Source organism: Microbulbifer mixtoriginis (SeqCode) (assembly GCF_052466695.1).
This window is the reverse complement of sequence record NZ_CP174285.1, coordinates 2,525,098-2,539,030: the sequence shown is the minus strand read 5'-3', so window position 1 is coordinate 2,539,030 and position 13,933 is coordinate 2,525,098. Positions and strand designations below refer to the sequence as shown.

Below are 13,933 nucleotides of genomic sequence, written 5' to 3'. Positions count from 1 at the left end.
TCTGTAAATATATCCTATAGAAAATAAAAATTTACAATGGAGCAGCCATTTAATTTTCACGCTAAGAGGGGTAATAAAATGTTACCAAATAACTTCTAGCTGGAAAACACCATCATAAAAATAATTAATTCATTAGTTTTACAAATTGGGTGTTACACTTTCGAACTTGTTTTAAGTACCATAATATTGAATGAAATTATAGGGAGGATAGGGTACGGTATTACCAGCTACACAGATAGAATTTCTAGATCACGAATATTACCCCATTAAGATTACATTCACGCCATTCAAAAATCTTCAGGAAGCTAATAGGATTTATTTTAGTAGAATGTGGCGCCAACTTGAGATTTAGGTGGCATTCTCAGGAATATTCGCTATATATATGTGTACCCTTAGCATCACTCACAATAATAAGAGTGTTTATATAGAACGATATTCAAGAAATGTTATCTATGAACCCTATAGCCAAACGTTCAAACTGGCAGATCCAACGGGATGTGATATATTCACTCCTTATTCGCGAGATGAAGACCCGCTTCGGTAAGTGGCGGCTCGGATATGCTTGGGCGTTACTAGAGCCTGCTTTACACATAATGGTGTTGGCAACCATCTTCAATTTAATTGGAAGAAATTTTTATCCAAGTATCCCAACTACATTATTTATGCTCGGTGGTATTGCACCATTTTTGTTTTTTAGTCACTGTTTATCAAAAGGAATTACGGCCGTATCATCCAATCGTGGCTTATTCAATTATCGGCAATTGAGACCCTTTGATACTGTAATAGCAAGAGTCTTTTTAGAGTTTTCAGTTTACATACTTTGTCTGTTTACTCTAATGATTATACTTGCTTGGATTGGGATTTATGTTCCTTTTGGAGATATACTTTTATTATTTGAAGTAAATATTTTATTTTTTTGTTTCTGTTTTGGTCTTAGTTTGGTGTTATGTGTACTTGGTGAAAAGCATCCCGAGGTGTCAAAAGTTATTCCTTTGGTGAATAGGCCTCTATATTTTATTTCTGGGGTCTTTTTCTCACTGGAGCAAGTCCCAGAGGAGTATCATCAGTATTTACTTTGGAACCCTTTATTACACGTCATTGAAATTACAAGAGAAGGTTTATTTGCGTCTTACGAAGGTAAATTTTCAAATTTTGAATATTTGATTTTTTCTTCAGTAGGTATGCTTGCGTTGGGCTTATTAACTTACAGGGCTTATTGGAGAGATTTGGTGAGAAGTCAATGATCAAGTTAGAAAACCTTACCAAGTCATACCGTACGCCCCATGGACGAAAGATCTTATTTCAAAATGTAAATGCTAATTTTCCAGAAGGTAAAAATATAGGTATTCTAGGAAGAAATGGAGTAGGCAAGTCGACTTTATTAAGAATTATGGGCGGAATTGACTACCCAGACTCTGGAAAGATTGTAACAGATAAAAGAATATCCTGGCCTATGGGATTGTCCGGCGGATTTCAAGGCAGTATGACTGGTAGAGAGAATGTTGCTTTTGTTTGTGGAATACATGGTGTTTGGAGGGAAGAGAAACGCAAAGTAATGAAACAGGTCCAAGAATTTTCAGAAATTGGTAATTATTTTGATGCTCCAATAAAAAACTATTCCTCAGGTATGCGTTCTCGATTAGCTTTCGGACTGAGTATTGCTTTGGACTTTGATGTTTATTTAGTGGATGAGGTAATGTCGGTGGGTGATGCTCACTTTCGAAGTAAATGTGAAGAAATTATTGCTGAGAAACGAAAAAAATCTAATTTTATTATCGTGACACATGCAATGCCAATTATAAGAAAAAGCTGTGATGTGGGCCTCTATATTGATAATGGTGGCGTAAAGATATGTAAATCAATAGGGAAAGCGATTGCTTTATATCGAGCAGATATACCTAATTGCTCAGAGGGGAAGAGAGAAAATAATGAGCAAACATTAATGAATAAATATGAATAAGTCGATTAAATCTGTACAAATTTTTAAATTTCATTTCATGAATGAAACGTTGCAGACCATAACAGATAAACTAGGAAGGGCATTCGTTAAGTTTTCCCTATTAAGCAGTATTTTTATAAAAAAATTTAAAAAGGAAATTAGAGCATTACTCTTTAAGCATATTGGGTTTTTGTTATTCGTACTTATGCCAGTATTTCTGGTAGCTGTTTACTATGTATTTTTTGTTTCTGAGCGATATATAAGCATTGCACAGTTGATAGTCAAAGATACTGCATCTTCTCAGGGGGCATCGACTGGCTTAGGCTTTTTGATTCCTGGAATAGGGAATGACAATCAGGATTCTTTTCTGGTAGTGAACTACATTCAATCACTAGATATGGCTTTGTATTTGGACAATGAATTGAAGTTATCAGAATACTACAAAAGCAATAAGCGTGATATATTTTCTCGCCTATCTACTGATGCTACTCAAGAAGAATACCTAGAGTATTATCGAAATCACATAGTGTTAAATCATGCTGAAACTACTGGAATAATCACTATAGAAATGCAGGCCTTCGATCCTAATTTTGCACGGCTACTTATTGAAACGGTAATACTGAAATCTGAGAACTTTGTTAATGCACTGAGTAACCAACTTGCTGATAAGCAAGTAGACTTCGTCGAGAATGAGGTAGAACTTGCGCAGAGCAAGCTCCGAATGTCAAAGCAGGATATTTTGGATTTCCAAAATAGTAATAATGTGGTAAGTCCTGAAGAGCTAACAAAGGGAATCAGCAGTATTATCCAGAGTTTGGAGGCTCGGTTGGCCGAAGAACGTGCCAAACTTACAGCCGCCAAAACGTATCTAAATGCAGACTCATCACAAATAATTTCAATGCAAGCAGAAATTGACGCCTTGAAAAATCAAATCGAACTGGAAAAAGTTCGATTGGTTGGTATAGGTGACGAGAAAGGTGAACAGAGGCTCAATACATTAGGTGCACACTTTCAGAATCTAGAATTAGATCTACAATTTGCAACTGATGCTTACGCAGCATCACTTAAGGCTCTGGAAAGTGCGAGAATGGAGGCTTCTGGTAAATTAAAACATCTAATGGTTGTGACACAACCATCACTCGCTGAAGAGGCAGAATACCCACATAAGATTTATAACTTAGTGAGCCTCACAATAATACTTTTACTATTGTATGGTATTGTGGTTATGCTAATAGCAAGTATAAGAGATAATCGCATATAAAAAGATATGTTAAATGAAGTGTAATGCTAGTTTTGGGTGTACGGTTTAAATATGAATCATCTATAAGATAGGATGCTCAATTGAAAAATGAAACTTACCAGTAAAGATGGAATTAAATATTTCGCATCTATTTTTATTATATTCAGTGTTTTCTCATGTGGTGAGGTCTTTGCCCTAGAAACACAACTTATAGACAAAATAGAAACAAGTGAAAAAAACCAATCTGAGGTCCCTGTTTTTGGGCAAACGCTTTTTAAAGGTGGATTTAAGGATCAACCTTTCAACGGATTTAACCCTGATTATAGAATAACAATTGGAGATCAGATTAATTTACAACTATGGGGAGCATATAGCTTTAGTGCTACTTTACCAGTTGATCCTAAGGGAAATATTTTTGTCCCAGAGGTGGGCCCGGTACATGTCGGAGGTGTTCAAAACGGAGATCTAAATGATTTTGTTCTACGCCACGTAAAACGGGTTTTCAAAAATAATGTACAAGCCTATGCAAACCTTGAGGCTAGTCAGCCTGTAAAAGTATTCGTCACTGGATATGTGAATAATCCAGGGCTATATAATGGTTTTAGTTCCGACTCGATCTTATACTACTTGGATAGTTCTGGTGGAGTAGACGCCGAGAGTGGCAGCTTTGTCGATATAAAAGTGATTAGACAAGGGGAGTTAATTCAACAGGTTAATTTGTATAATTTCTTAGTTGATGGTGTTATGCCAGCTTTGCAGCTGCGTAATGGTGATGTCATTGTAGTCGGGGCCAGAAAAGGTTCTGTTACTATCGATGGAGCCGTTCAACAGGCTGCGCAATTGGAATTCTCAGGTCCTTATACTCAATTGGGTGAGATGCTGTTGGTCAGTAAACCAGACCCACAAGCCAACTTCGCACGTATCACGCAAATTATTGATGGAGTACAACAAGCTTACTATTTACCCTTATCTCAGGCAATGACAACTCGACTGTATCCTGGTGCAGAGGTCGAATTAGTGCGTGATAATGATGTACGGTCAATATCAATCTTAGTTTCTGGAGAACTAGACGGCCCCGCTACTTATATACTGCCTTATGGCGCTTCACTTCAAGAATTATTGGTTCAATTAAGTTATCGTGAGAATGCGGATCAAAAATCGATTCAACTTTATCGAAAAAGTGTGGCTCAGAAGCAAAGAGCAGCACTAGATAGATCGCTTGATGCGCTCCAGATGGAAGTTTTGACCCGTCAGCCTACAACGGATCTTGAAAAGGAAACTCAAAAAGATAATGCTTTGATGATTCAAAATTTCATTAAGCAAGCTCGTAAAGCAAAACCTAAGGGGCAGGTTGTTATCGCAGATAATCCTAGAGCTTCTGATATGTTACTAGAGGATGGCGATGAAATAATTGTTCCTTTAAAAGCATCTACAGTGTCCATAGTTGGCGAAGTTATATTTCCAACATCTCTTATTTATAATAAAAAGTATACCTTGGAAGACTATATAGAGCTAGCTGGTGGATTTGCTAATAATGCCAATCGTGAAGAATTAGTGGTATTGCATCTGGATGGAACAATTACGCGTATTGAAGATAGAGATTTCGATAATCGCCCTGGGAATCGATTACGCCCTGGAGATGAGATAATGGTGATGCCAAAGATAAACGCAAGTGAATTACAAGTTACAAAAGATATCACAGAAATCCTTTATCGAATTGCTGTTGGAACAGCAGCAGTCCTATCTTTCTGAAGTTTTTAGAAATTAATGAAAATATACTTAACTTTGACTCTATTACTATGTTTAAAGAAAATACAAATTAACTTTTCTCGAAAGAGTAGCAGTACCAAAAAATCTTTGGCCAGACTCGAATCATAATATATTGGAGGAATTGTGACTGCGACTCATAATGGACGTAGAGGGATTATACTAGCTGGTGGTACAGGAACTCGCCTCTATCCTCTGACAAAAGGTGTCAGTAAGCAATTAATGCCAGTATACGATAAGCCAATGATCTATTATCCGCTAACGACATTAATGTTGGCAGGTATTCGTGAAATCCTGATTATTACTACACCACAAGATCAGTATTTATTTCAAGCATTATTGGGTGATGGCTCTCAATGGGGAATAAATTTAACCTACGCGATACAATCTTCTCCGAACGGAATTGCAGAGGCCTTTATTATCGGTCGTACTCATGTCAACAATAAACCTAGCGCCTTGATTTTAGGGGATAATATCTTTTATGTACATCAATTTAGTAGTCTATTAAATAAGGCTAATGCGAGAGTTCAAGGAGCTACAATATTTGGTTACCGAGTAGCTGATCCAAGTGCTTATGGTGTGGCTGAATTAAATGCTAATGGTAAAGTCGTTAGTGTTGAGGAAAAACCTAAAGAACCCAAATCCAACTATGCGATCACCGGCTTGTACCTATATGATGAAAAAGTCTGTGAATTAGTTAGAGAAATAAAGTCAAGTTGTCGCGGAGAGTTTGAGATTACTGATCTTAACAGAATTTATCTCGATCGTGATGAACTCAATCTTGAGTTAATGGGACGTGGATCTGCATGGCTTGATACAGGCACCCATGATAATTTACTTGCTGCTGCGCATTTTGTACAAACTATTGAGCGTAGGCAGGGGCTTAAAATAGCATGTCCAGAAGAGGTAGCTTTTCGAAAGGGATTTATTTCTGCAGGTGAACTTGAAATCCAGGCCAAACTATTAATGAAAAGTGGGTATGGTGAATATTTGATTAGTCTGTTAGGAGAATCCCTGAAAGATCATGCTTTTGGTCGCTGAATATTCACGTAATTGCAAAAGCAGGGAAAGCTTGAAGTTGAAGAGTAATATAATTAAAAATCTTATTGTATTTTCTCTATCAGTTATACAGTGATTTGAAAGTCAAGTTTTTAACTGTAATTTTATGAGAAGACAAGGTTTTCATAATAAGATATATGGTTTATATACTTAAGGCGATCTGTCAGGCATGGTATGAATAAATTAAAATAACTTGGCGCGTCATTGATTGGACATTTGGAGTTTAAATTGATGTACTAATAGTTTCATCAGATTCTAAACAATATTTATAGCTATAATTTCTTCAGTAGTAATTAGCTCCTCAAGTAAAAGAGATTATTAATTATGATGCCTGACCAAATAGTACTACCTGAAGCTTTATATGCTGATAGGAAACCATATCAATTGGCGTTGAAAAGCATTCTTTGAACATGAAAAAAGTTAATAAGCAGTCGTTTAAATTACCATTTTCAGTTCTCTTATGCTTTAAATAAAGCTTAATTGACTTTTAAAAAAAGCATTTCGTTTAGTGTGTGGCCTGGAAAGATGGACGTTGGTACTTTTTATTGTCGCTTTTAATTGATGAGCAGAATATGTAGTTTATTGATTGAAGGTTTATCCATTTTTATTGGTCACTGACATATTGAATATCAATGTCAATAAATCTACATAGAATCCATGAATATATCATAACTTAATGTTAATAATTTATGGCAAAAATAGAAATGGATGAAAAATATCAAGTTCAGTTGCTGAAGGAATCATCGCTCTTCGATGCAGATTGGTATAAATCTCAGCACTTGGATGTGGACCGTATAAAGCTTTCCCCAGAGCAGCACTATCTTCGTTACGGATGGCGCATGGGAAGAAGTCCTTCAAGTTTTTTTTGTTCCGCTAGCTACTTAGAAAATTATCCTGATGTGCTAAGAAGTGGTGTGAATCCCCTTGTTCATTATTTGCGCTTTGGTAGACGCGAAGGTCGCAAAATACAGCCGGTAAGACAAAGTAATGGGGATAAAAAGGTAGACATTGGAGTTGACGTTGCAAAAAATTCTCTTTGTCAGGCCCATGAAGTAGAAGAAAAGTTTTATGGTGCTGAGATTAGCCAGCTAAATGAAACTCAGCGCCTTCTAGAAATATATATCCGCCGTTATCATGAACTTGAATATCAAATTATGGATGCAAAAGTGTAGGTTTTGCTTTTTGTAAAGGAATACTTATATGAATGTACTCATTGTGTTTGGGACCCGACCCGAAGCAATCAAAATGGCACCCCTGGCATTGAAACTAAGGGATGATCCGAGGTTTAATACACAGATCTGCGTAACGGCGCAACATAGGGAGATGCTAGATCAAGTATTGAGTCTTTTTGAATTAAGCCCAAATTATGATCTGAATCTGATGAAACCAGGTCAGGACCTTACAGATATAAGTATAGCAATCTTGAAGGGAATACGTAAGATATTAAAGGAAGTAAAACCAGATATTGTGCTGGTACATGGTGATACATCAACAACTTTTGCAACAACTTTAGCCTCTTATTACCAACAGATTCCGGTTGGTCATGTTGAAGCTGGATTGCGTACGGGTAATCTCTACTCACCCTGGCCAGAAGAGGCAAACCGAAAACTTACTGGGGCTTTGGCAGCCCTTCATTTTTCTCCTACGGAAAACTCAAAATATAATTTACTGGCTGAGGGCGTGAGTGAAGATAATATATTTATTACGGGTAATACAGTAATTGATGCTCTATTGATGGCGGTACGAAAACTAGATGATGACCAATCAACGTTCGATAGTTTACGCGAGAAATTTAAATTTATTGATGAAAATCGAAAACTGATTTTGGTAACTGGACATAGACGAGAAAGCTTTGGCTTAGGTTTTGAGCATATCTGTCAAGCATTAGTATTGACAGCCAAAACAAATCAGAATTGTCAAATAGTATACCCCGTACACTTGAATCCTAATGTGCGTGAACCAGTTAATCGCCTATTGAAGAATATAGAAAATATATACTTGATTGAGCCTCTGGATTATTTACCCTTTGTGTACCTTATGAATAAATCTAATATTATTCTTACCGATTCTGGTGGTATTCAAGAGGAGGCACCATCCTTAGGTAAGCCAGTACTTGTTATGCGGAATAATACTGAGCGTCCCGAAGCTGTTGAGGCCGGAACCGTAAAACTGGTAGGAACTGATATTGAGACTATTAATAGGGAAATTACAACGCTGCTTACAGATAGTAAAGCATATAAGACAATGAGTTTCGCACATAACCCATACGGAGATGGCGAAGCATGTAGCCGGATAATAAATACATTGATTAATTACCAAAAGATACAGAAATCGAACGCTCAATAAAAATTCTTTTGGCATCATTTAAATTTGTGCTTGGATATAATGAATAATGAGATTTTTATGAAAATAGAAACCATTTCTGTCATTGGGCTAGGTTATATTGGTTTACCTACGGCTGCCTTAATTGCCTCAAGGGGTATTAAGGTGATAGGCGTAGATATAAATCAGCACGCTGTGGATACGATTAATAAGGGTAAAATTCACATTATAGAGCCAGAATTGGAGATGATAGTACACGCAGCCGTAACAGAAGGTTATTTACAAGCGTGTACTAAACCTCAACCAGCTGATGCATTCATAATCGCTGTGCCTACGCCTTTTATTTCTGGTGATGGTAAATACCATAAGGCGGACCTCAGCTATATTGAGTCGGCCGCCAAAGAACTGGCCCCAGTACTCAAATGTGGTGATTTAGTGGTGCTCGAGTCAACTTCCCCGGTGGGAGCGACCGAGAAAATGTCTGAATGGCTTGCAAAGGCACGTCCGGACCTTACTTTTCCTCAGATCTATGGAGAAAACTCAGATATCCGTATAGCTCACTGTCCGGAACGGGTATTGCCGGGGCAAGTGGTTCGTGAATTGGTAGAGAATGATCGCGTAATCGGTGGTATGACCCCAAAATGTTCTGAGGCTGCTAAGGCTCTATACCAAGTTTTTGTCGAAGGAGAGTGTTTAGTGACAACGACTCGGACAGCTGAAATGACGAAACTCACCGAGAATAGCTTTCGGGATGTGAATATTGCTTTTGCCAATGAGTTATCTGTCATCTGCAATAACCTAGACATCAATATTTGGGAATTGATCTCCCTGGCAAACCGCCATCCTCGTGTAGATATTCTCGAGCCAGGAGCAGGAGTGGGTGGCCACTGTATTGCTGTAGATCCATGGTTTATCGTCGATTCTTGTCCTGAGGAAGCTAAACTGATCCGAACCGCACGTGAGGTTAATGATTTTAAGCCGCAATGGGTAGTGAATCAAGTCAAAGAAATCCTGCAGAGGTTATTACAGAAAAACCCGGGTTATACTTCCCGCGATATTGTAATTGCCTGCCTCGGTATTGCATTCAAACCAGATATTGATGATCTTCGTGAAAGCCCTGCGTTGAGTATTGTAAAGAAAATTGCTGAGTTTGGATGCCAAGTACAGATCGTTGAGCCCAATATTGAATCTTTATCAGAAAATCTAAAGTACATGAATATAGGGCTCACCTCTTTAGAACAGTCATTGTCTGAGGCAGATGTGGTTTGTGTTCTCGTCAAGCATAGCGCTTTTATAGAGCAAGCTGAATCCGTTGCAAGTAAGAGTATCGTAATTGATGCAGTGGGCCTCCTCAACTGATTAACAGCCACTTATAACTGATTGTATTCTTTAATTTGCTAACTGTTGGAATGAGTTTTATGGATGAACTGTTAAAACACGCTGAAGTTCTTGCAGATCACTCTTTTAAAGCGTATACCCCTATTCGAGGGCGTATAGCCTACATGGTTAGCCACGGACAAAGTTACGCCAGTAATGGTTATGCGGTACGAACGCAGGGAATTGCTAAGTCTTTGAATAAACAAGGCTTTGAGACGTTATGCTTTATTCGCCCCGGTCGCCCATGGGAGTTGTGTGAATCAAAAATCACAATTAAGCCTGAAATAGTGATTGATGGAGTGCGATATATCCACAGTCGTTGGCCTAATGATCAAACGTTAGTAGAAGAGATCGCACATTTAGAGTCAAGTGTCACGCTTTTTACCGAGCTATTTAAAGTCTATCGTCCAGAGATAGTATTGGCTGCTTCTGACTATATCGTAGGATTGCCAGCATGGGTTACTGCCAGGCGATTTGGTTTGCCGTTCTTTAATGAGGTGCGTGGTTTTTGGGAGTTCTCGCGTGCTGCACGTGAGCCAGGTTACGAAAGTACTACAGGATTCAGAGTGGAAGCTGAGCGCAATAGCTTTCTAGGAAGGCAGGCTTTAAGAGTATTCACTCTCAATCAGGAGATGAAGTCAGAGTTGATCAAGCGAGGGATAGATTTTGATAGAATTGATATTGTACCTAATGGTGTCAGTGAGCTGCCTAGAATTAATTATGCTGATCCAGCTTTGAAAAAGCGGTTGGGTATTCTATCTAATGATAAGGTAATTGGTTATGTCGGAAGTTTCAGCGCATATGAAGAAGTTGATATCCTTATTCATGCTTGTAATGATCTAATTGACCAGGGTGAGAAAATCAAACTGCTCCTAGTGGGCGATGACCAAATGTTAACGGAGGTAATAAAACCAAGAAAATTACCCCTCGATAAACCCTGGTTAATTCAAATTGGCCGTGTTCCTCATGAGGCGGTAGAGGATTACTATAGATTGATCGATGCAGTAGTCATTCCACGAAAGTCTTTACCAGTGAGTAATTTAGTGCCTCCATTGAAGGTCGCTGAAGCATTAGCTTATGGTAAGAGGCTAGTTGTGTCGAATGTCGCACCACTAACTGAGTATGCAATAAATAATGACAATGTAGTGACATTTGAGTCAGGTATAGTGGATAGCTTAGTAAATAGCATTCAAGCAATTCTTTCAGCCAAAGTTAAGAAAAATAAAAACTCCCTTCAATATAATGTAAAGCCATTTGTAGATGCTTTTATCGATAAGAAACTGGACTTAATTACTGAATTTAGTCCTCTAAAAAAATATACCAAACAACCTAGTCTGGGTATAGATAAGGACGAAATAAAAACTGAATCTGAAAAACTTGATAATATACCAATCAGCACTGGTAAGAGCTTTAAAATACAGCGAATGGTTTACGAGGGAGAAGAGTACTCACTTACCATTAAGTGTGTTTCCAATGACAGAGCTAACCCAAAAGGCGCAGTTGCGGATGTTAGCTTCTACAACAAAGAAGGCATTACTTTACCAAAGCCTTATAAAGGAATGGCAAAATCAAAGGCATTTGGTTCTTACTTCTATGTAGAAACATTTGAGTCTAAAGATGCAAAGCTTAAAACTTATACACTTACATGCCCACCAGGTGCGACTCATGTTTCTGTTAATCTCGTTGCGTTTGGATGCAAGTCAGGATTAATACTTGACGGAGACTACAAGCTAATCTCAACAAAAGATCGGATAAGAGAAAGTTCAGAGCAATCTAAGTACATCGACTCCTTTAATCAGGCTCTGAAGGAGGCTAAGGCCATCCCGGATAGCAATGGTAGTGAATACTACACCAAACATAATTTCCGGGTGGGTGTGATTGCTGATATTTATATGTACAATTTCTATAAGGATGTTTTTACCACGGTTAAATATCTCAGCCCTACGAATTACCCAGACATGCTTGAACAGGGGCTTGATATCATAATTTATACTACCTGCTGGAAGGGAATCGATAATGAAGAGTGGCGAGGTGTTAAATTTAGAGAAAAACCTAAGAAAGCTCTGGATAAGATCTTAGCTTATGCTAAAGAGCACAACATAAAAACTGTTTTTCAGACAATAGAGGATCCTTCAAATTTTGAATATTTTTTGCCAGTGGCTGAGAAGTTCGAATATATCCTGACGACGGACACGAATTGTATTGAGCGCTATAAGAAGGAGCTGAATCATGACCGTGTATATTTTGGAGAATATGGAGTAAACCCACAACTGAATAATCCAATTGGTTGTCGACGAAAAACGAGGAATGCTGCTTTCTTTGCTGGCTCCTATCCGCGACGCTATAAAGAGCGCTGTGAAGACATGGAGATCATATTTGACTCAATTGTAGGTTCTGGAGGCGAACTACTTATTGCAGACCGTAACTTCGGAGCAGATACAGAAGATCTTATTTTTCCTGAACGTTTCCAGCTTTCCGTGTTACCGCCTGTTCAGCATACTGTTCTACAAAAACTCCATAAGCTGTTTAGATATAATCTGAACTTTAATTCTATTAAACAGAGTCCCACTATGTGTGCTATGCGAGTCTATGAGCTGCAAGCACAAGGAAATGGGCTGATATCAAATTATGCTAACTCAGTTTTTAATAAGTTTCCAGGAGTTCGTATTGTACCATTTAAGCAGAACATGAGCTTTGACTTTACTAGGGATGAGACCTGGGAAGAGTATTCTATAAATATAAATAATATACGTGAGGTACTAAATAATAAAACAAGCTATCAGGTTGTATCGACGATGCTTGAAAATATTGGACTTAAAAAAACAGAAAAAATTGATACAACTATTGCCGTTATTTGTACAGAAAAGACAGATGAGGTAATACGCTCATTTAAAGCTCAGGCCTATCCTAGAAAAATATTAATTGAAGAGTCGGAGCTGGAAAAATGGGAAATAATTAAAGAAGACCAAAATGTTGGATACTTCTGTTGGTTCAGCACAGCTAATGATTATGAGAAAAACTACCTTAACGACTTGCTAAATGGTTTCAAGTATACAAACTCCCGCTATATAACGAAAAATTCTCACTTCGATAAAAGTGGAAAGTATGTTTTTGGTAAAGAACATGAATACACAGAGCTGTGTAGCGGCAAAGCTCTATCTCTATTCAGTGCGCAGTTCTTACATCCAGATCATTTATCTGATTATTGTGAAGAGAGAAAATTTATATTTAAAAATGGTTATAGTATCGATCCGTTCGAGATAAATTTTCTTCGTTATATGAAGCGGCACTCCACTCAGTGTCGATCCTATCAGTTGTCCGTCATTGTTCCTGTCTATAACAATGGGCGGTTTTTGATAAGTAAATGTATCCCAAGTCTACAGCGTAATAAACTTTGGCCTGAAATGGAAGTTATACTGGTGGATGATGGATCTGATGACCAGGAAACATTGCAAATCCTAAAGTATATGAAATCCATTCATCCTAATGTCAAAGCCAGGTTTAATCATGGCAGTGGCAGTGGCAGCGCCTCTCGCCCTCGGAATCAGGGGATTGACATGGCAACAGCACCATTGATTACCTTCCTTGATCCAGATAATGAAATTGCGCCCGGCGCTTATGATTTACTGACGGAATTATACTTAGAAGCTAACCAATTATCTGATGAGCCGGTAGAGTTTATTTCTGGCTATCATGTAAAAGTTGCTGAAGACGTTAAAACAATTGGCAAGCATACTCCTAAGCGCCTTAGTATTATTAAGGATTTCAAGAAAGGGTACTTCAATCGTGGTCGTTTTCCTGTAATAGCTACACAATCAGCTGTTATTTCAAAGAAATTTTTAGATGCAAATAAAATACGCTTTGTAGAGAAGTCAGCAGGTCAAGATACTCTTTTCGGATGGGAGGTGATCGCAAAGGCTAATTGTGGAGGTTTCAATTGCGATGCATTCATTATTTACTATGCAGATCGTTCCGACTCGATTACAAATAAAATTGACCTAAGTTATTTTGAGAAAAAACTTATTCTAGAAAAAAAGCAGGTAGAGTTCTTGAGAAATAATGACCTGTTAAATGACTTTGTAAAGTCTCACTTTGATAATTTTATGACTGGATGGTATCTCACTAAGTTAAATGATGTGGTTAAGTCAGATTATGAAGGAGCTGTTGGTATATTAGAAAAAATATGTGATCTCTATAATAAAGACTTTGAAAGTTATGTTAATTAAGGT

Annotated in this window: 9 protein-coding genes; all 9 read left to right on the top strand. The window is 37.8% G+C overall.

Annotated features, from left to right (window positions below; translation table 11 throughout):
• Positions 1-452: 452 nt before the first annotated feature.
• Complete coding sequence (locus ACJJI0_RS11155; RefSeq protein WP_444882610.1) at positions 453-1,244, top strand: ABC transporter permease; 792 nt, start codon at positions 453-455, stop codon at positions 1,242-1,244.
• Entirely contained in the window at positions 1,241-1,960 is a 720-nt protein-coding gene (locus ACJJI0_RS11150) for an ABC transporter ATP-binding protein (RefSeq protein WP_444882609.1), read from the top strand. Before ACJJI0_RS11155 ends, ACJJI0_RS11150 begins: the two co-directional genes overlap by 4 nt.
• Positions 1,953-3,200 (top strand): KpsE/RkpR family capsule polysaccharide export protein, encoded by a 1,248-nt coding sequence (locus tag ACJJI0_RS11145; RefSeq protein ID WP_444882608.1) that lies wholly within the window; start codon positions 1,953-1,955, stop codon positions 3,198-3,200. Before ACJJI0_RS11150 ends, ACJJI0_RS11145 begins: the two co-directional genes overlap by 8 nt.
• Positions 3,201-3,287: 87 nt before the next feature.
• The gene (locus ACJJI0_RS11140; protein WP_444882607.1) at positions 3,288-4,931 is read left to right on the top strand and encodes a polysaccharide biosynthesis/export family protein; all 1,644 of its coding nucleotides are present in this window, start codon (positions 3,288-3,290) and stop codon (positions 4,929-4,931) included.
• A 141-nt stretch (positions 4,932-5,072) separates the two neighbouring features.
• A complete protein-coding gene (gene rfbA / locus ACJJI0_RS11135) occupies positions 5,073-5,987 on the top strand; it encodes a glucose-1-phosphate thymidylyltransferase RfbA (RefSeq protein WP_444882606.1) in 915 nt (304 codons plus the stop codon).
• 707 nt (positions 5,988-6,694) lie between these two features.
• Positions 6,695-7,177: a hypothetical protein gene (locus tag ACJJI0_RS11130; protein ID WP_444882605.1), complete on the top strand. Its 483-nt coding sequence runs from the start codon at positions 6,695-6,697 to the stop codon at positions 7,175-7,177.
• Positions 7,178-7,205: 28 nt separating this feature from the next.
• Positions 7,206-8,351 (top strand): non-hydrolyzing UDP-N-acetylglucosamine 2-epimerase, encoded by a 1,146-nt coding sequence (gene wecB / locus ACJJI0_RS11125; RefSeq protein ID WP_444882604.1) that lies wholly within the window; start codon positions 7,206-7,208, stop codon positions 8,349-8,351.
• 57 nt (positions 8,352-8,408) lie between these two features.
• Positions 8,409-9,686 (top strand): UDP-N-acetyl-D-mannosamine dehydrogenase, encoded by a 1,278-nt coding sequence (gene wecC / locus ACJJI0_RS11120; RefSeq protein ID WP_444882603.1) that lies wholly within the window; start codon positions 8,409-8,411, stop codon positions 9,684-9,686.
• Positions 9,687-9,745: 59 nt separating this feature from the next.
• Positions 9,746-13,930: a glycosyltransferase gene (locus ACJJI0_RS11115; protein WP_444882602.1), complete on the top strand. Its 4,185-nt coding sequence runs from the start codon at positions 9,746-9,748 to the stop codon at positions 13,928-13,930.
• The last annotated feature ends 3 nt before the right edge of the window (positions 13,931-13,933 follow it).

Bases quoted from the DNA above. Each gene is read 5' to 3' on its own strand.
- ACJJI0_RS11130 (WP_444882605.1), top strand. From the start codon at position 6,695: ATGGCAAAAATAGAAATGGATGAAAAATATCAAGTTCAGTTGCTGAAG.
- wecB (WP_444882604.1), top strand. From the start codon at position 7,206: ATGAATGTACTCATTGTGTTTGGGACCCGACCCGAAGCAATCAAAATG.
- ACJJI0_RS11115 (WP_444882602.1), top strand. From the start codon at position 9,746: ATGGATGAACTGTTAAAACACGCTGAAGTTCTTGCAGATCACTCTTTT.
- ACJJI0_RS11155 (WP_444882610.1), top strand. From the start codon at position 453: ATGAACCCTATAGCCAAACGTTCAAACTGGCAGATCCAACGGGATGTG.
- ACJJI0_RS11140 (WP_444882607.1), top strand. From the start codon at position 3,288: ATGAAACTTACCAGTAAAGATGGAATTAAATATTTCGCATCTATTTTT.
- ACJJI0_RS11150 (WP_444882609.1), top strand. From the start codon at position 1,241: ATGATCAAGTTAGAAAACCTTACCAAGTCATACCGTACGCCCCATGGA.
- wecC (WP_444882603.1), top strand. From the start codon at position 8,409: ATGAAAATAGAAACCATTTCTGTCATTGGGCTAGGTTATATTGGTTTA.
- ACJJI0_RS11145 (WP_444882608.1), top strand. From the start codon at position 1,953: ATGAATAAGTCGATTAAATCTGTACAAATTTTTAAATTTCATTTCATG.